This window comes from Kluyvera sp. NPDC087067 (genome assembly GCF_044745165.1).
Taxonomy (GTDB): Bacteria; Pseudomonadota; Gammaproteobacteria; order Enterobacterales; family Enterobacteriaceae; genus Kluyvera.
This window is the reverse complement of sequence record NZ_JBIUZS010000003.1, coordinates 548,119-566,915: the sequence shown is the minus strand read 5'-3', so window position 1 is coordinate 566,915 and position 18,797 is coordinate 548,119. Positions and strand designations below refer to the sequence as shown.

The window sequence follows — 18,797 nt, the reverse complement described above, 5'->3', positions numbered from 1 at the left end:
ATAACAAACAAAACTTTAATGATATTTAAATAATTCCTGACTCAAGATATTAGTTTGAGATAATACTAATGGCGTAATTAAACGCAGCGAAACAGGACCTGGCTGATAAGATTTTTCCTGGATATTGCTTCTCTGGAGAAGGCGCCCCTTCAGCAGTAACATGACCTCCCCAACTTCGCAACGCAAAGAGACATCATTAACCAGATTATAAAAAAACCATAAGTCATTGTATTTATTAACATAACATTTAACTATTATGAGCAACAAATAGAAAATAACAAACTTTATAGTGGCATTCATATGTTTTAGGATTTTTCCCAAAGAATCTTTAATGCTCGAAGTTTTTTGGGACGAATCTGATTTTATGTAAAAAATATGAAAATATTAAAGTTATCGGAAAGTTAGACTTATCATAAATCGCGCAGCTTTTAAGCAACCTCGTTATAACCAAACATACGGAAATGACTTAATGCAGGATATTAAAAAGGAGAGAATGAATATCATTGTCATAAATAAACCGCTCAAGTTACAACAACAAATTTAAATGATGATGGTTGTTTAAAACCATGCATCAAGTTTCACATAGCACCAGCTGCTGTAAACAACACAGTCTAACCTAGGAAAAATTATGCAAACCAAACTCCTGACGCTTTCACTTGCTATTATTTCGGCGTCTGCCATGGCAGCCTCTAGCAATACCGTACAGTTTCGCGGTGAAGTTAACTCACAAACATGTTCAGTCAATATTAACGGGAACCCAACAACGCCCGTAGTATTACTACCAACCGTGTCAACGGCGAGCCTCGGTACTGCTCAGGCTACGGCAGGTGCAACCAAATTTACCGTTAACGTGACCGGATGCAATTCGACTTCGGCGGCGACAATCAAAACCGTTTTCGCGGGGAATAATATCTCCAGCGCCGGGAACCTGGCAAACACTGGCGGCACTGCGACAGGTGTCTCTATTCAGATACTGGATAGCGATGGCTCCACCCCATTGAATTTTGTGAATGGCTCAACGGTTCAAACCTCCTCGTTTACCAAGGCGTCAAGTGATACCACCGCCTCACAGGACCTGACCGCACGCTACTATGCAGAAACGGCCAGCGTCACCGCAGGAACCGTTATTGCTTCAGCGCAATATTCTATCACCTACCAATAAATCCACGGGCACATAGCAATATGTGCCTGACAAGAAGGTTAAGATGTTTTTCAAGACTCTCATTTCAATTCTGTGTGTCTGCGCGACGGCTTTTCCCGCCGCGGCCAGCGTCGTGATGCAGGGTAATCGCGTCATTTATGATGCGTCTTCGTCACAAAAAACCGTTAAATTCACCAACAATGACGATTTTCCCTACATTGTCCAGGTTTGGGCTTCGGCTTCTGAAGATAAGCAACCTGTCGCCAATGAGAATATTCCCTTTGCTGTCTCTCCGGGTATTTTTAAGATACAGGCCAAACAGGATCAGAACATTAGCCTGCTTTACACTAATGCCAATCAAAAAATAGACAAAGAACAGGTCTATTACCTTCACTTTACTCAGGTGCCGTCAATCATCGCCGGTGAGCGTGATAAAAACAAACTGGTTCTCATTGTAAATAGTGTGGTGAAGATTTTCCTGCGCCCAACGGATCTGGCAATTTCTTACGATAAAATGTTTGATCACATTCGTTATACCATGTCACCTACCACGGCTGGCTGTGATGTAATTATCGATAATCGTTCTCCCTATTATTTAAATAGTATTCAGCTTACGACCAAGCAGAATTCAATGACGAATAATACGGCAATGAAAATGATTGCCCCTTTATCCACCTACACCCTGCACACTACCTGTAATCATTCAGGGGCAAAACCAGAATTCAGCATTAATTTTATCAATGACTATGGTGTTGTGCAAAAGCAAACACTAAAAGAAAAGTGATAAGCATCGATGAAGAGCATGTCAAAACAAGCTGTGTTAATTATTGTCACGTATCCGCTATCGCTTTTCGCGAATGCGGATACCAATAAGCCAAACACAAATGAAAATGACTATGTTTTTGATGCTACGCTCCTTAAAGGCAGCGGTCTCCCGGTTGATGATATTGTTAACTATCTCGCCAACGATAAAATTAAGCCCGGCACATACTCTATGGATGTGCAGCTTAATGGTGTTTTTTTATTCCACGATAATGTTATTTTCCAGGCGAAGGGAAATGACACATTACCCTGTTTTTCTACACGACAACTCTCACAGTTGCCTTTAAAAGAGCAAATACCCGAAAACGCTATTGATGGTTGCGTTGCGCTACAAGACTATGTCCCTAAGGCAGGCTTAACGACGGACATGCGCAAAATGTTAGTTGAAATCAGCCTGCCCGAAACCGAACTTAAAACGCTGCCTCGGGGCTACGTTAATCCTGAAGATCTTAACGTCGGAGAGACAATGTTTCTCTCTAACTACAGCCTTAACCAGTATTATTCCCGTTTTAATACCTCAGGGGCCAGCAATTATTCGTCTTCCTGGGTTGGACTCAATAACGCTATCAATTTGGGTTCCTGGCAGTTCCACCAGCAAGGCTCATGGTCACATAGCAACCCGGGACGCACTATTTGGTCTACCAATCGCGCTTATGTGCAAAAGGCGATTGTACCCCTCAAAAGCAATTTAGTGATTGGGGATAGCTACTCAACCACCAATCTGTTCTCCGGTATTGCGTTTCGCGGCGTGGCACTGAGCTCTGACGATCGCATGTTGCCGCAATCACAGCAAGGATACGCCCCGGTTATTCGCGGCGTCGCAAAGAGCAACGCGAAGGTAACGGTAAGCCAGGGTCAGGCCATCATTTATGAGAGCACCGTCCCGCCCGGCGCATTTGAGATTAACGATCTCTACCCGGTCTCCTACTCCGGCGACCTGGTCGTGGTAATAAAAGAGGCGGACGGCACCGCGAACACCTTTACGGTTCCCTACGCCGCGGGCCCGGAATCCGTTCGCCAGGGCATGTTTAAATATTCGACGATCCTCGGACAGTCACGTTATGTCGGTGACGACGATCCCTTTGCTGAATTAAGCGCACAGTACGGTATTAGCAATACGATCACCGCCAATATGGCCAGTCGGGTTGCGCAAGGATATGTGTCCGGCGTTATCGGCACCGTGTATTCATCCTCATTCGGGGCCTTTGGCCTCGACTCTACCTTTTCTCAGGCCAGCTTGCCTGATGGCGATCAAAGCGGATGGATGTTCCATGCCAGTTACAGCAAGAGAATTGTCCCCACTAACACCACCATAGCGATCGCGGGCTACCGTTATTCCACCTCGGGCTATCGCGATCTCTCCGATGTGCTTGGGATACGTCACTCATGGAATGAGGATAATGCGCAAAATTGGATCTCGACCACGCTAAACCAATCTTCCCGCTTTGAAGTGTCGATAACTCAGGACCTTGACGCGCTGGGCAGCGTCTGGCTTTCAGGATCGTCTCAGGAATACCGGGATGGGCGAAATAGCGATCGGCAATATCAGTTCGGTTACAACAAGCAGTTTGCTAATGGCGTCACGGTAAACGCCTCCATTGCGCGTACCCGATACAGCGAAGCGTCAAGCACGGCGATTGATGGCTCGATTGGCTATGACAACTACATCAACAACTATTATACCGCCAATCAGCAGACCCTAACTTCGCTGTCTATTTCGATTCCATTCGGTGTAAGCCGCCAGCATACGTTGAGCAGCACCTACACCCAGCAAAAAGGGCTTGGTTCATCGCTACAATCGACGTTATCAGGCGTCACCGAGAGTGAGCAGCCTATCAGCTATGGTCTAACCTACTCGCGGGATTACACGCACAGTAATGCCGTTGGGGGAACGTTGCAAACCTCCACCAGCATAGGCTCACTTCAGGGCACGTTGTCACACGCAAAAAGTTATTCTCAGGGTTCCGCAGGGTTACAGGGGGCGCTGGTCATCCACAAGGATGGCATTACCGCCGGGCCGTATCTTGGCGAGACCTTCGCCTTAATTGAAGCGAAAGGCGCGAGTGGCGCGAAAATTTCCGGCAGCCAGAATACGACGGTTGATAGATTTGGATTTGCCTTAAGTCCGTCCGTCGCCCCTTATCAGTACAACAATATTGCACTGGATTCTGCGAATATTAATTCGAATGCGGAAATTGTCTCAGGCAGTCAGCGCATCGCGCCGCTGGCGGGTGCCATGGTACGCGTGAAATTCAGCGTGCTGCATGGTTATCCGATGCTGATTAACATCCGTTATGTCGACAATATTCCTATCGGCGCGACGGTCTACAACAAAGAAAATAATCCTGTCGGCACCGTGGGCCAGAATAATCAGGCGTGGGTCCGTAACGACAAACTTATCGATAATTTGACCGTTAAATGGGGAAGCAATCAATCCTGTACTCTCCATTACGCTATTTCTGAGCCGGAAGAAAACGCCGCTATTATCAAGACTCGTGGAGAATGCAAATAATGACGTCCCTAAGACCCTCCCTCCTGCTCGGGATAGTGATTATCCTCTTATTAACCCTGACGCAGGCGCAGGCCACTTGTACCCGTAAATCCTCTATTGATGCCGGTTGCGATAGCTGCGGTGTGGGGATTGGCCTGGGCAATGTCAACATTACCAGCGCTTATTTACAGCCTACGGGAACCCCTTTAGGCAGTACGGTATTTAGCATTACGACGGCAACGCGTTACAGCAGTAGCGGCGCAGGCGATCTGGTGCTCTATGAATGTGATGCCACCGATGCCGGGAATATTTATGAGGTCTTCGCCACCAATGGCGACGATCGCGTCGGAGGGTATTACGACCTGGGCGCGACGGACGGCAATCCCAATTACTATGCCACCTATTTCCCCTATGTCGGTATCAAGCTCACGCACATTAATTCAGGACTGCCTTTTACCCGCTACTGGCAGCAGTACCCTATCACCCAATATGCGACGGTCGGCAGTAAGATTCAGATACGCGTAAAAGATTTTAGCGCCATTCGCGCCGACCTTATCAGAATCAGCACCTTGCCCGGTGCCGGGAAAAGCTACTACTGCGGTGCCTACAGCGCCAGCAATCCTTATGCCGGTATGGCCTCAGCCACGGGTACATCGAGCTATAGCTGTATTCAGCCCAATGGTTATGTCACCTTTAAAGGCCCCGGCATTGCCACTGATACCATTGGCTCAGACTCTGCTGATAACTACTCAACCTGGGGCACCGGGCGCTGGATAGCCATGGGCATGGGGACATCACCGGTTTCAACGCTGACGCATACCGCCACCTGTGTCGCCCGTAACGTCACGCCCTTAGTGCTATTACCCACCATCAGCATTCAGTCGCTGGAAAATGGCGGCGTGTCGCAATCCAATTTCACCGTCTCTATTGAATGCGATAATTCCGCCGTCTCGGGCGTTTCATCAGGGGGCACGGCGCTGGGGCTCCAGGTGCCTTACGAGAGTTACTTAACGGCCAAAAATCTGGGCTTAGTGAATGCCTCTGGCGGCGTCAGTTACCTACTATCCGATGGCTACGGCACCGACGCCACTATCGCTACAGGCGTCGGCATCGCATTGGGCAATGCGGCAACCGGCACCACGATGAATTTTTTAGGCTGGGGAGTGTGCACGTCACTGGGTTGCCCAAGCGGTAATGATGTGGGTTGGTATTCGGTGCTAAGCGGCGCCTCTTCCTCAGGCAGCCTGGCTTCCGGGTACACCAGCTATAACACCGTTCTCACCGCAACATTGAAAAAATTACCGGGACAAACCGTCACCACCGGGAAAGTCAGCGCTAAGGCCTACGTTTGGGTAAGGGTTCAATAATGTTCAAAATCGTCTGGTTCAGTCTGCTGCTGGTGACGCTCAACGGTTATGCCGGAATGTTGGTAGATAAAACCCGCGTTATCTTCCCCGAGGGCGAGGTGACGCAAAGCATGAATATCATGAACGTTAATAACTACCCATCTTTCGTTCAGCTTTGGGTCGACTCCGGTGAAATTAATAATTTCAAGCAGAGCGATGACGCCCCATTTTTGCTTATTCCCCCAATTTTTAACCTGCGGGCCAATGAAATTAAGTCAGTTAAAGTGATTTATAACGGTAATCCCCTCCCGTCGGACAGGGAGAGTCTTTACTGGATCAATATCTATGAAGTACCGGCGGTCAAAGAGACGTTAAGCCAGGAGCAATTTCTGTTGATGTCGATGAAAACGCAGATGAAAGTGATTTACCGTCCAGCATCGCTTAAGGCGAATGTTGATAAGGCTTCGCAATCCGTTTCCTGTTCAGTTCAGCATGCCGATGTCCTTTCCCTGGCGTGTCGCAATAACTCGGGATATTTTTTATCCTATAAAGACATCCATGTCATTGCTGACCACCGGGTCTACAAGGCAACGACCGACCTCGACTTAATGCTAAAACCGTTCTCAGAAAATCATTTTACGCTGGTGGAAATCCCCGTTTCTGCGGCTGGAAAAAACAATCAGATAGACTTCTTTTTGATTAACGATAAAGGCGAAGTGAATACCCTCAGCCAAAAGTTGTCGCCTTGAGTGACGGGTTAATCTTTTATTCTCAGCGCGTCTTTTACAACCAAACCATTGTCGATACGCATTTTTGTATTCCAGCGTCGTCTGGCAAAAGTTATTATCCTGAAAAATAGATAACAGGATAGCAAGATGTTAACAGACACGGCGGCCTCACCACGCAATGAGGCCAGGACAGCATTTCGCTCGGGTATTATGGCCTGCTTGCCGACCATTCCCGGTTACTGGAGTATCGGTTTTGCCGCCGGAGCTATCGGGACGCTCGCAGGCTTCACTACCCTTCAGACCGCCCTGCTCGCCACGTTTTTATACGCGGGCTCGGCGCAGTTCTTATTTTACTCACTGTGGGCGGCCGGTGCAGAAACGATCTCCGTGGTGCTGAGCGTACTGCTGGTGAATTTACGCTACCTGCTGATGAGCTCCGCGATGAGCGTCTATTTCCGTGAGCAAACCACATGGCAAAAAGTCATCAGCGGCCTGCTGTTAACCGATGAAACCTTTGGCGTTGCGGTGCAGCACGGAAGCCCGGAAAGTAAAGTCTCTTTTGCCTGGATGCTGGGTTTAAACGTTGCCGCCTGGCTGAACTGGATCCTGGCCTGCATCATCGGCGCGGGACTGGCGTCAGCCCTCCCCCCGGCGCTGATGGAGGGACTCAGTTTCAGCCTGGTATCGATGTTTATTGGCCTGGTGCTGATGATGTGGTTTGCCAGCCGCCGCAAGTTGCTGGAGTCATTCAGTATTGCTATCGCGGTGATTATCACGCTTAGCCTGTCAGGGCATACGGATACCAGTATTGTGGTGATCGTTGCAGCCTCCGTCTCCGCAAGCCTTGCCACGCTGGGTCTGCGGTGCTTTGCGAAAAAGGAGCGCTAGCATGGGGAGAAATATTCTGTTGGCGATTCTGGCCTCAGCCACGGTTACCGCTTTAATGCGCGTCGTTCCCGTGCTCCTGCTGTCGCGCTTTCGTATGCCGCCTGCGCTACAACAGTGGCTTAGCTTCATTCCTACCGCCATTATGGCCGCGATTATTGCCGCAGAACTACTGGGGAAACCGGCACTCACCTCGGGCGGTATCAGCATTTCCTTACTAGCCGCCGCCATCGCCACGGTAGTTGGGATCCTAAGCCGCAGTCTGTTTGCCACCGTGATAGCCGGTATGGTGGCGTTTACCGGGCTTAGCTATCTGCTGATGTAATGGTCAGGCCCGGGGTTAACCGGGCCTGCGCTTATTCTGCCGCTACCGGCTTCACGCGCACTCCGGCAAACACCACCAGCATGGCCACCACCAGTAACACTCCGCTGGCGGTAAAGACGCCGCTGGCCCCGTTCATATCAAAGACCAGCCCGCCGCCTGCCGCTCCGGCGCTTATCGCCAATTGAATGGAGGCAACCAGCAGCCCACCCGCGCTTTCCGCCTCGTCTGATACCGTGGTCGCAAGCCAGGTTGACCAGCCCACCGGCACCAGGCCAAAGGCAAATCCCCACAACGTCACTAATAGACCATCAATCAGCGCCAGATGCCCAAAAGTCACCATCAGCAGCGCCAGCACGCCCATCGCAAACGGCACTAAGGCCAGGGTTAAGCGCAGATTCCGCGCCAGCAGATGTCCGGCAATCGAAGTGCCGATAAAGTTTGCCACCCCGAATCCCAGCAGGATCAGCGAAACGGTTTCTACGCTTGCCTGGCCTACCGTTTCCAGGAAAGGACGCAGATAGGTGAAGAATGCGAAATGGCCGCTGAAAATAAAAATGGTCGCCAGCAGGCCGCCAATCATTCCCGGACGGCGCAGTACACGCAATAGCGTACTCAGACTGCCGCTATTTTCCGGCCGCATGGACGGTAAAACCCACAGTTGCCACAGCAGCGCCAGCGCTCCGGGCACAACGCCCAGAATAAACACATTACGCCAGCCAATCAGACTGCCGAGGTAACTGCCTAACGGTGCTGCCACCACGGTCGCAATCGACACGCCGGCGAAGATAATCGACAGCGCTTTCGGCACGTCTTTTGCCGGTACGAGGCGTATGGCCGTCGCCGTCGACATCGCCCAGAATCCCCCGATAGCCACGCCCAGCAGCAGTCGGCCTATCAATAAAACGTGCAATGAGGGAGCAAAGGCCACCAGCAAACTCGAAATGATTTGTAGCAGCGTAAAGAACATCAACACCCAGCGGCGGTCGATACTTTTGGTGGCGGAGGTAATCAGTAACCCGGTCACCAATGCCACTAATGCTGTCGCCGTCACCGTCTGGCCCGCAAGCCCTTCGCTTACTCCCAGACTTTGCGCCATAGGAGTGAGAAGGCTTGCCGGTAAAAATTCAGCCGTAATCAGGCCAAAAACCCCCAGAGCCAGCGACCAGACGGCTTTCCAGGCCGGTTTTGCAGGTGCCAATGGCCCGCTTGTTGCGGCATACGAATTCATTTGTGACTCTCCAGTTATCAAAGTGTGATATACATCGCAAAGCATAGAAAGTTCTGACTGGACGATCTATGATGGATAATCTTCAATGTTTGATAATTCGTCCGGAGTTAAGCCGATGGCCCTCAATCCCCCCGATATGATAAGCGAGCTGCTGCGTGGTATGCGTCTTTCCGGCGTGAGCTATCGGCGGTTTGAAGCCAGCGCCCCGTTTGGTGTCGCATTCGGTGATGTGCCCGGCAAAGCCCAGTTCCATTTCGTCAGTCGTGGCCCGGCTATTTTGCGGATGCAAAGCGGCGCACAATTTACCTTAAACGGCGGCGATGCGGTCTTTATTCCTCATGGCGAGTCCCATGCCTTAGTTTCAGATGAGGCGGCGACGGTGACGCCAATAACCGATTTCCCCAGCGAACCTATCTGCAATCAGGTGCAGGATATTCACTGTCAGGGCTGCCCAGATAATGCCAAGGTGGTTATCTTCACCGGCTGTATGGATTTCGAGCTTGGTGGAATGCAGCCGCTGGTCAAAGCCATGCCGGAGGTGATGATGGTCAGTAGCCTGATGTCTACTCTGCCGGAAATACAGCCGCTGCTGGCGGCGATGGAACGTGAGTCGCTAAATCGTCAGGTCGGTTTTGCCGGGATCCTCGCCCGTCTGGCCGATGTGGTCGCCGCGCTTATCGTCCGCGGCTGGGTCGAAAATGGCTGCGGCAAAGGCACCGGCTGGATTCAGGTGTTGCGCGATCCGCGACTAAGCCAGGCCATCTACGCCATGCACCAGCGGCCCGGCGTAAACTGGAGCGTCGCGGATCTCGCTAAAGAAGCCGGAACCTCGCGCTCCGTCTTTGCCGAGCGTTTTCAAAGCGCCACCGGAACGACACCGGCAAAATATTTAGGCGAGCTGCGCATGCGGCTGGCTATCCAGTATATCGGCCAGGAGCAGCAGGCTATTGAAACCGTCGCACTGCGTCTTGGCTATGGATCGGTCGCCGCGTTTAGTCGGGCATTTAAGCGCGTGGTCGGACATTCACCCGGCACGCTGCGGGACGTTAGACAGGAGGCATAACCGCCAGGCTCAAATAGGCGGCGACTGCCGGATTAGGCTCCTGCTCACGGCAAACGCGCATCAGATTGGCATTCAACTCTTCATCCTCCAGGCGTCGGTACACCAATCCGGGAATGGCAACCTGCTGCAGCGGAGCGGGTACAAGCGCCAGCCCCAGGCCGGTTGCGGCCATCGCCAGAACGCTGAGCGTACTGCCCGAACGGTGCGCAACGTGAAGATGGTCACCCAGCTTTTGGCTGAGCTTCAGGAATAGTTGCTCTTCCCCATCATGCGCTTCATACAGAATCAGCGGCTGCGCTGCCAGCATCTCGACGCGAAGACTTGATTTCGCCGCCAGCGGGTGCCCATCATGTAAAGCGACAAACATTTCCCATTGGCCCAGCCGTTGCACCACCATGCCCGCAGTATTGATATCGCTGGTTTGTGGCAGATAGCCAATATCCAGTTGTCCCGAGGCGATGGCTGCAAGCTGCTGCTGAGGGGCGAATTCGTTGATAACCAGCACCGCATCGGGATAGGCCTGATGAAAGCGGCGTAAATCTGCCGTCAATTGACCGCTGAAAATCGCATTCCCGGCAAATCCTACCCGTACACGGCCAGTTTCACCACGCATCGCTCGGCCGACGGTCAGTCTGGCATGTTCAGCCTGCGCCAGCGTCCGCTGCGCTTCTGCCTGCATCAGCCTTCCGGCATCCGTCAGTACAACCCGTCGGCTGGTGCGGACAAAAAGCGGCCCGCCAAGCTCTTCCTCAAGCGCTTTAATCTGCATACTCAGCGCCGGCTGGACAATATTAAGACGCTTCGCCGCACGACCAAAATGCCCCTCTTCGGCGACCGCCAGGAAATATCGCAGATGTCGGAGTTCCATATCGCCTTTAACCAATCAATAAAAATGATTATTCAGTAAGATCAATATATTTGAATTAATCGCTTTTGGCGACCAGACTCTCTGTTATCCATAGACAGGAGATTGAAAATGCCAACTACCGATAATGACCGCCAGCAGTTAAACGACCTGATGAATGGCTGGATCCACCGTGACTTAGGGGAGTGGGATCAGCTGCGCAATGTGTTTCACCCGGACGGGACGATTGAGATTACCTGGTTTGAGGGGCTGGCCAGTGATTTTGTCGACGGTTCGATGCGCATGGGCGCTTCCGATCTGCGCACCAAACACCTTATCGCCTCACCCTGCGTGACCTTTAATAGCGCGGGAAATAAAGCGCTGCTGGAAACCAACGCGATGATTATTGCCGAGAACGTAAAGCTGAATCTGGGATGCGAGTGCCATAACCGTTTTTACGATCTGGCTGAAAAGAGAGAGGGTCAGTGGAAGCTTTTTCATCGTCAAAGCATCTACGATATGGGCACCTTTACCTTTCCACAGGGTATTGTGGAGATAGACCCGGTCACGGTCGCAAAATATCCGCGAGAGTATGCGGCGTTGGCATATTTACTGGAAAAAAGCGGTTTTCCACTTGGTCGGGTGTTTGCTACCCGCGGTAGTGACCTTGAGAAAGAGATGAAAGCCGCCGCGCAACGTTGGCTTGCGCGCTAAGGCTATTTAGCGCAGACAGCCTACGTCATCGCCATGCGAGGTAGACTGTCTGAAGGCGTTCGTGTTCTGCCACCCACTCAGAGATAGCTAATAGTCACTTCCTGTAATTCTGGGTGGCCGGGCAATGAACGCTGGCTTACCTTCGCAATATTTTGCAGCGAAAACTCAGCGCTGTCTGGATTAACGGTGACACGCTGGGTACTTTGCGAACCATTTCGATAACAAGAGAACTGCAGCTGCGAACGCTGTATTGTGGCACTGCAAGCTCCTTCAACAATCTCACCGACAAAATGTATCGTTCCTGAGTTTGATTGAGTTTTTGCCTGGGCTACGGTGCTCAACATCAGACCGATAGCGGTGATACACATAATTGATACTATTTTCATATTTCGACCCCACATCCTGTGAGAATTATTAACATCCGCAATATTGCTGGTGCTTCACTTACGTCGCTCTCGTTGTACCATGAAATAAAACGAGATTTCCGTCACTATATCGGCCAGCCTGGGTCACTGCTATCCGACATTCTTCGTATTCGCCTGCATTTATTATGCTAAAAATCAATTAAAATTAAGAATAAACTTATTATGTAAATAATGCGCAGCGGCTTGTCAGGAAATATTTAGGATTGTCATCGGAGCTCAGTGTGATAGGGTAAAGTATCACTGCTAATACTCAGGAAATTATTTGCCAAAACGCTTCTGTTTTACCCTTTTTTCATCGCAAAAATAACCTACCAATTCTCGCTTAACACGTAAAAATAATAAGGTTACTACTATGCAAACACCGACGATAATCGCCATCACACTGGCAGCATTACTCACCTCACCCGCCACTTTTGCAGCTGACCTGCCCGGCAAGGGCATTACCGTTCACCCCGTGCAGAGTCCCTTACCGGAAGAAACCTTTCAGACTGAAATAATCAACCGCGCGCTAAAGCAGCTTGGCTACGATGTCGCACCGATTGAAGAGGTGGAGTATAACGTCGCCTATACGGCTATTGCCTCGGGTGATGCCACCTATATGGCGGTTAACTGGATGCCGCTGCAACAGGATATGTATAGCTCGAGCGGCGGTGATAAGAAATTCTACCGTCAGGGGACTTATATTAGCGGCGCGGCGCAAGGTTATTTGATCGATAAAAAAACAGCCGACAAATATCACATTACGGATATTTCACAGCTTAAAGATCCCAAACTTGCCAAATTATTTGACGCCAACGGCGATGGTAAGGCAGACCTCGCCGGGTGTAACCCCGGCTGGGTTTGCGGGTCAGTCATTGATACGCAAATTAAAGCGTATGGCCTGACGAATACGGTGACGCAAAATCAGGGCAATTATTCAGCGATTATTGCCGATACCCTCACCCGTTATAAAGCCGGTAAGCCGGTGCTGTATTGGACCTGGACACCGTATTGGGTCAGCGATGAATTAAAACCGGGTAAAGACGTGGTGTGGTTAACGGTGCCATTCTCGGCAAATCCGGGGTCGCTTAAGGATCTGAATACCGAATTACCGAACGGCAAAAACTACGGTTTTGCGGTGAACAACGAGTATATCGTCGCCAATAAAGAGTGGGCCGCGAAAAACCCGGCGGCGGCGAAGCTGTTTGCGGTAGCAAAATTGCCGCTGGCCGATGTTAACGCGCAGAACCAGCTGATGCATAAAGGTGAGTCCAGTGCCGAGAACATCCAGCAGCATGTTGATGGCTGGATTCATGCGCACCAGGAGACGTTTGACGGCTGGATTAAACAGGCGCTGGCGGCAAAGTAAGGTGAATTCCCGGCGGCGCTGCGCTTGGCCGGGCTACATGACAACATCCAGGTTGGTAGCCCGGGCAAGGCGTTTACGCCGACCCCGGGAAGTGAAGCCAGTGCCGGGATGATGGCGGGAGCCATTCGCATCAGAAGACCTTTGACGGCTGGATTAAACAGGCGCTGGCGGCAAAGTAAGGTGAATTCCCGGCGGCGCTGCGCTTGGCCGGGCTACATGACAACATCCAGGTTGGTAGCCCGGGCAAGGCGTTTACGCCGACCCCGGGGTTGCACAGGCTATCGTTTATTCCATCACGCGGGCGCGTTTAATGCGCGTCTCTTCCTCGCTATGCGTGGCGTCCACCAGCGTAAAGTTAAAGCTTACCTCGGTATGCGGCTGGTTAATTTTGCGTTCCTGCGAAAGCGTGTCGTCGGTGATTTTTATCGGGTCGGCAATCAATTCTTCGCGGGTTGCAAAGGCGAAATCGTCCCACAGGTAGGCATCACCGTTCAGGTTAATTTGCGTGGTCAGATGCTTGTAACCGGGAGCAGAAACGAAGAAATGCACATGCGCGGGACGATTACCGTGGCGGCCTAAAGCGGTCAGCAATTTCTGCGTCGGGCCATCCGGTGGGCAGCCATAACCGCACGGCACGATGCTGCGCACCGCGTAACGCCCATCAGCCCCAGTTTCAATCCGGCGGCGTAAATGGTATTCACTTTGAGACGGGTCGAAGAAGGAGTAGCCGCCGAGCGTATTGGCGTGCCAGATATCGACAATGGCACCGGCGACCGGATTACCCTGCAAATCCGTTACCTGGCCGTGTAACCACATCGGTTCTCCCGGCTCCTGGCCGTCGTCCATCCGCGCATACTGCTGGCTCAGCGGCGCCCCCGCCACGTACAGCGGCCCTTCAATGGTGCGCGGCGTCCCTACCTCATTGCCGGCCGCGGCCTCTTTTTCATCGGCGCGGATATCCAGATAGTGCTCAAGCCCCAGACCCGCCGCCAGCAGCGCAGACTCTTTACGCTCGCCCAGCTCGTTTAAGTAATTAACCGCCAGCCAGAACTCTTCATCGCTGATATCAAATTTCTTAATCGTCTGGCACAGGTCGCTCAGTACCTGATGCATAATCGCTTTAAAACGATCGTTGCCCTGTTCGGAATTTAAGCCACTGCTGATGGCCAATAAAGATTCCAGTTCGGTTTGTTTGGTCGGATTCACTGACATTGCGTGTTCCTCTTTTTTTGTAGGGTAAGGGTTATTGTTGTTAGTTCACGGACGAGGGATGGCGGCACAGCGGCTGCACTGAAATCGCCATAAAGGGATACAGCGGCAGCGCGGTCAAAATGTCGTGCAGTTCCTGATTGTCGGCGACATCAAAAATGCTGACGTTGGCGTAAAGCCCCGCCACGCGCCAGATATGCAGCCATTTACCTTCACGTTGCAGGCGCTGGGAGTAGGCCTTTTCTTCAGCCTTAATCGCGTCGGCCTGCTCTTTGGGCAGCGAGGCCGGGATATTGACGGTCATTTCAACTTTAAACAGCATGCAGATGTCCTCTATTTTCGGGTGTAAAAACGCAACTTGTCGCAGTCAATCTCAACGCCTAGCCCCGGCCCCTGCGGTAACGAGACCTGCCCCTCGCGGAAGTTAAGCGGCGTGGCGACGATGTCGTCTTTTAGCAGCAGCGGGCCGAACATCTCGGTTCCCCACTGCATGTTGACCGTTGACCAGGCATGCAGTGAGGCCACCGTCCCCAGCGTGCCTTCGAGCATGGTGCCGCCATACAGCGCCACGCCTGCCGCCTGCGCAACGTGCGCCAGTTTTAGCGCCTGTGCCGGGCCGCCCGCTTTGGCAATCTTCAGCGCATAGGCACCGCGAAAACCGCCGCTTGCCAGCGCATAGCCGTCAGAGCTGGTGGAAACCGCTTCATCGGCAAGAATGGGCACGCTGAAACGCTGGCTCAGGGCAATAAGGCCCTGCCGGTCCCACAGCGGAATCGGCTGCTCAATAAGATCGATACCGCCTTCCTCCAGTGCGCTCATCCCTTTCATTGCCGTGGTGAAATCCCAGGCCTGATTAACGTCAACGCGCACGCTGACCTCCTCGCCCAGCGCCGCTTTAATCGCCAGCGCATGGCGCACATCGGCGTCCAGCGTTCGCGCGCCGATTTTCAATTTGAAGGCGTGGTGACGGCCTTGCGCCAGCAGACGTTTCCCTTCGTCGATATCCTGCTGGGTATCACCGCTCGCCAGCGTCCACAGCACGGGAAGCTGCGTCGAGATGGCCCCGCCCAGCAGCGCACTGACCGGCAGCCCTAACGCTTTGCCCTGCGCATCAAGAAAGGCCGTTTCCAGCGCCGATTTAGCGAAAGTATTGCCCTTGACGCTGGCGTTCATCGCCTCGGCTAATGCCGCTACGCCGCTAAAGGTCTGGCCGCACAGCAGCGGTGACAGGTAGTTTTCAATCGCGAGTTTCATCGCCTCCGGGCTTTCCGCACCGTAGCTCAGGCCGCCGATAGTGGTGCCCTCGCCCCAGCCGATGACGCCTTCAGCACACTGCATACGCACCATCATCAGGGTCTGGCAGCCCATCGTCGCCATCGACAACTTGTGTGGACGGACGGTGGGGATATCCACCAGCCAACAGGCCAGTGATTCAATCGTTAACATCTGTTGCTCCTGCTTTTATCGATTTGGAGGGAGTTGGCGGCAGGCTTCTGAGCGCAAGCCACGCCAGCAAGGCGTAGACGATAAGCAGCAGCGACACCGGCCACGAAGCGTCAAAGGCCATCAGTAGCGCCACCGCCAGCATCGGCCCAAGGCCGCCGGAGAATATCGAGCCCACTTCATGCCCCAGCGCCAGCCCGGAGTAGCGCACGCGCACCGGAAAAAGATCGCTCATAATGCACGGCTGGGTACCGGTCATGGCACCGTGGCAAACCGGCAGTCCGAGGAACATCGCCAGCATAATGAAGCCGAACTGGCCGGTGGACAGTAGCCAGAAGAACGGAAACGCCATGACCAACAGGCCAATCACGCCGATGTAATAGACCGGTTTCAGGCCAATACGATCGGAAACCGCGCCCCAGAAGAGGATAGAGAAGAACTCAATCAGCATCGCCAGCGTCACCGCGCTGATAATCTCCCCGGTCGCGATACCGACGTGTTTGGCGTAGACCACCGAGAAGGTGAAGAAAATATAAGATGCGCCGTTTTCCGGCAGACGCAGCGCAATGGCCTGTAGCAGCGCCTTAGGATGTTCACGCACAAGGACAAGCAGCGGGATGTTTTCGTGCTTGTCCTCCGGCTTCGCCCTGGCAAACACCTGGCTCTCACGGATATTTTTACGGATGTAAACGCCCACGAGGAAGATAACGATGCTCAGCAAAAACGGCACGCGCCATCCCCAGCGCATGAAATCATCGTCCGGCAGCTGTTGCACCAGATAGAAGGCGAACGCCGACAGGACAAATCCTCCCGCCACGCCCATCTGACTCCAGGCGGTATAGAAGCCACGACGCGACGCTGGCGCATTTTCACTGAGCATCAGTACGCCACCGCCCCACTCGCCGCCGGAGGCCACGCCTTGTAAAAATCGCAACGTAATTAGCGACACCGGCGCCCACAGGCCAATCTGCGCATAGGTGGGTAGCAGACCAATCACAAAAGTGGTGGCGCCCATGAGCGTCAGGGTCATGATTAGCGTCATTTTGCGGCTATAGCGATCGCCTATATGCCCAAACACGATGCCGCCGAGCGGCCGGGCGAGGAAACCGACCGCGAAACCGGAAAACGCCAGTAATGTCCCCTGGAGCGGGTCACCGCCCACCGGGAAGAACAGCGGGCCAAACACCAGCGCCGCCGCGGTGCCATAGAGAAAAAAGTCGTACCATTCCAGCGCATTGCCCAGCACAGAGGCCACCACCAGCTTGCGCATTTGCTGGGCATCCTGACGGTTTTCGCCCGTTGCGACGACGGTTTCAGAAACGACATTGCTCATCTGTCAGTCCTCTTCTTAGCGTCAGGCTTCATGACCGACGGCGTGGTAGCCACGATTGAAATAGACCAACCCGCGCGCCCGCTCGCTGATGCGCAAAGCCTGCACACGACAATAAAAGACCGAGTGGCTGCCAACCTCATGGCAGTCGCTAATCAAACAGTCAAAGCTGGCAACCGACGAACTGAGCACCGGCGCACCGCTGGCTAAAACCTGCCAGTTGTCATGGCAAAATCGCTCTTCCGAACGCAGGCTGGCGTTCGCAAATACGCCGGAGAGCGCCTGGTGATCGCTTGACAGCACGTTGACGCACAGCACGCCGTTTTGCTTAAAATGCGCGTGGGCGAACGAGTTGCGGTTCATGCATACCAGCAGGGTTGGCGGCTGGTCGGTCACGCTACAAACGGCGGAGGCGGTAAAGCCAAACTTGCCCGCCGGGCCGTCGGTGGTAATCACAGAGACCGCGCTACCTAGCTGCGCCATCGCATTACGGAATTCGGTTTGCAGAGTCATAAAGGATCCTCAAAGATCGATAATCAGACGGGCGCTTTTGGCCCGCGAGCAACACAGCAGGATCTGATCGCCATCGGCCTTCTCTTCGTCGGTCAAATAGTGGTCGCGATGATCCGGCTCACCTTCCAGCACATCGGTCAGACAGCTGCCGCAAATGCCCTGCTTACAGGAGACGCAGACCTTCAGCCCTGCCTGCGCCAGCGCCTCGACGATGGTCTGGTTGGCCGCCACCTGGACGGTGATACCGCTGGCAGCGGCCACCACCTCAAAGGGTTGCCCGCCGGTTTCCACCTCTGCGCTAAAGCACTCCTGGTGGATTTGTTCAGGCGAGTAACCGTGCGCTTTGGCCCGGTCGCTGACCGCCTCCATCAATCGTGACGGGCCGCAGGTATAGACGTGCGAACCCTCCGGCACATCGCACAGCACCGCATCCAGATTTATCCGCTGCTCATCGCTAAAGTGCAGGTGCACCTGTGGCGCATAGGCGCACGCTGCAAGCTGCGGCAAGAATGCCGCCAGGTCGCGGGTGCGCGCGCAGTAATGCAGGGAAAACGAACGCCCGGCGCGGTGCAGTTCTGCCGCCATCGCCAGCATGGGCGTGATACCGATGCCGCCGCCTATCAGCAGGCTATGTGCGCTATGTTCCGCCAGCGCAAAAAGATTGCGCGGTTCACTAACCTGAACCACATCGCCTTCACGCAGCGCATGGGCTGCCAGCGATCCGCCTTTCGATTGACTGTCTTTGAGTATGCCAAGCTGATAGTGATGGCTGTCCTGCGGGTCGCCGCATAGCGAGTAAGGACGAATCAGTTCGCCGGGTAAATACACGTCGAGATGCGCCCCGGCCTGAAACGCGGGCAGCGTAAGACCGTCCGGGTGTGCCAGCGTCAGTAGCACCACTTCCCCCTGCAATTCGCGACGGATAATTTTGAGTGTCAGCAT

19 protein-coding genes are annotated in these 18,797 nt (G+C 53.1%); 10 read left to right on the top strand and 9 right to left on the bottom strand.

Translation table 11 applies throughout. The features are described from left to right. The first annotated feature begins 628 nt into the window (after positions 1-628). From ACIPDS_RS11440 to ACIPDS_RS11410, 7 genes are all read left to right on the top strand, one after another. Complete coding sequence (locus tag ACIPDS_RS11440; RefSeq protein ID WP_400735524.1) at positions 629-1,162, top strand: fimbrial protein; 534 nt, start codon at positions 629-631, stop codon at positions 1,160-1,162. A gap of 43 nt (positions 1,163-1,205) precedes the next feature. Beyond that, positions 1,206-1,925: a molecular chaperone gene (locus ACIPDS_RS11435; RefSeq protein WP_400735522.1), complete on the top strand. Its 720-nt coding sequence runs from the start codon at positions 1,206-1,208 to the stop codon at positions 1,923-1,925. An 18-nt stretch (positions 1,926-1,943) separates the two neighbouring features. Then, positions 1,944-4,475: a fimbria/pilus outer membrane usher protein gene (locus ACIPDS_RS11430; RefSeq protein ID WP_400735520.1), complete on the top strand. Its 2,532-nt coding sequence runs from the start codon at positions 1,944-1,946 to the stop codon at positions 4,473-4,475. Continuing rightward, on the top strand, positions 4,475-5,821 hold the full coding sequence (locus ACIPDS_RS11425; protein WP_400735518.1) for a fimbrial protein: 1,347 nt from the start codon (positions 4,475-4,477) through the stop codon (positions 5,819-5,821). The genes ACIPDS_RS11430 and ACIPDS_RS11425 overlap by 1 nt, the downstream gene beginning before the upstream one ends. After that, complete coding sequence (locus tag ACIPDS_RS11420; RefSeq protein WP_400735516.1) at positions 5,821-6,549, top strand: molecular chaperone; 729 nt, start codon at positions 5,821-5,823, stop codon at positions 6,547-6,549. Before ACIPDS_RS11425 ends, ACIPDS_RS11420 begins: the two co-directional genes overlap by 1 nt. A 126-nt stretch (positions 6,550-6,675) precedes the next feature. Further along, positions 6,676-7,416, top strand: a complete 741-nt coding sequence (locus ACIPDS_RS11415) for an AzlC family ABC transporter permease (protein WP_400735513.1) — start codon at positions 6,676-6,678, stop codon at positions 7,414-7,416. A 1-nt stretch (position 7,417) separates the two neighbouring features. Continuing rightward, positions 7,418-7,738, top strand: a complete 321-nt coding sequence (locus ACIPDS_RS11410) for an AzlD domain-containing protein (RefSeq protein WP_400735511.1) — start codon at positions 7,418-7,420, stop codon at positions 7,736-7,738. Between the two features lie 31 nt (positions 7,739-7,769). Here the strand turns inward: ACIPDS_RS11410 and ACIPDS_RS11405 are convergent, their stop codons facing one another. Next, entirely contained in the window at positions 7,770-8,966 is a 1,197-nt protein-coding gene (locus ACIPDS_RS11405) for an MFS transporter (protein ID WP_400735509.1), read from the bottom strand. A 115-nt stretch (positions 8,967-9,081) separates the two neighbouring features. Between ACIPDS_RS11405 and ACIPDS_RS11400 the strand changes: the two genes are divergently transcribed. Continuing rightward, the gene (locus ACIPDS_RS11400) at positions 9,082-10,029 is read left to right on the top strand and encodes a cupin domain-containing protein (protein ID WP_400735507.1); all 948 of its coding nucleotides are present in this window, start codon (positions 9,082-9,084) and stop codon (positions 10,027-10,029) included. On the opposite strand, the gene ACIPDS_RS11395 is transcribed toward ACIPDS_RS11400, so the two are convergent. Further along, on the bottom strand, positions 10,013-10,897 hold the full coding sequence (locus tag ACIPDS_RS11395; protein ID WP_400735505.1) for a LysR substrate-binding domain-containing protein: 885 nt from the start codon (positions 10,895-10,897) through the stop codon (positions 10,013-10,015). The genes ACIPDS_RS11400 and ACIPDS_RS11395 overlap by 17 nt on opposite strands. A gap of 108 nt (positions 10,898-11,005) precedes the next feature. Here ACIPDS_RS11395 and ACIPDS_RS11390 point away from each other — a divergent pair, with 108 nt between their 5' ends. Then, on the top strand, positions 11,006-11,587 hold the full coding sequence (locus ACIPDS_RS11390; protein ID WP_400735503.1) for a nuclear transport factor 2 family protein: 582 nt from the start codon (positions 11,006-11,008) through the stop codon (positions 11,585-11,587). Positions 11,588-11,664: 77 nt separating this feature from the next. On the opposite strand, the gene ACIPDS_RS11385 is transcribed toward ACIPDS_RS11390, so the two are convergent. Beyond that, positions 11,665-11,973 carry a hypothetical protein gene (locus tag ACIPDS_RS11385; protein ID WP_400735501.1) on the bottom strand — a complete coding sequence of 103 codons (309 nt, stop codon included), beginning with the start codon at positions 11,971-11,973 and terminating at the stop codon, positions 11,665-11,667. A gap of 391 nt (positions 11,974-12,364) precedes the next feature. Between ACIPDS_RS11385 and proX the strand changes: the two genes are divergently transcribed. Continuing rightward, complete coding sequence (gene proX / locus ACIPDS_RS11380; RefSeq protein ID WP_400735499.1) at positions 12,365-13,360, top strand: glycine betaine/L-proline ABC transporter substrate-binding protein ProX; 996 nt, start codon at positions 12,365-12,367, stop codon at positions 13,358-13,360. Positions 13,361-13,645: 285 nt separating this feature from the next. Here the strand turns inward: proX and catA are convergent, their stop codons facing one another. The 6 genes from catA to ACIPDS_RS11350 are packed head-to-tail and all read right to left on the bottom strand — an operon-like array spanning position 13,646 to position 18,797. Then, complete coding sequence (gene catA, locus ACIPDS_RS11375; RefSeq protein WP_400735497.1) at positions 13,646-14,572, bottom strand: catechol 1,2-dioxygenase; 927 nt, start codon at positions 14,570-14,572, stop codon at positions 13,646-13,648. A 40-nt stretch (positions 14,573-14,612) separates the two neighbouring features. Continuing rightward, a complete protein-coding gene (catC, locus tag ACIPDS_RS11370; protein WP_400735495.1) occupies positions 14,613-14,891 on the bottom strand; it encodes a muconolactone Delta-isomerase in 279 nt (92 codons plus the stop codon). A gap of 11 nt (positions 14,892-14,902) precedes the next feature. Then, a complete protein-coding gene (locus ACIPDS_RS11365) occupies positions 14,903-16,015 on the bottom strand; it encodes a muconate/chloromuconate family cycloisomerase (RefSeq protein WP_400735493.1) in 1,113 nt (370 codons plus the stop codon). After that, positions 16,002-17,345 (bottom strand): MFS transporter, encoded by a 1,344-nt coding sequence (locus ACIPDS_RS11360; protein ID WP_400735491.1) that lies wholly within the window; start codon positions 17,343-17,345, stop codon positions 16,002-16,004. Before ACIPDS_RS11360 ends, ACIPDS_RS11365 begins: the two co-directional genes overlap by 14 nt. 21 nt (positions 17,346-17,366) lie before the next feature. Beyond that, complete coding sequence (locus ACIPDS_RS11355) at positions 17,367-17,855, bottom strand: flavin reductase (RefSeq protein WP_400735489.1); 489 nt, start codon at positions 17,853-17,855, stop codon at positions 17,367-17,369. A 9-nt stretch (positions 17,856-17,864) separates the two neighbouring features. Further along, positions 17,865-18,797 carry a PDR/VanB family oxidoreductase gene (locus ACIPDS_RS11350; RefSeq protein ID WP_400735487.1) on the bottom strand — a complete coding sequence of 311 codons (933 nt, stop codon included), beginning with the start codon at positions 18,795-18,797 and terminating at the stop codon, positions 17,865-17,867.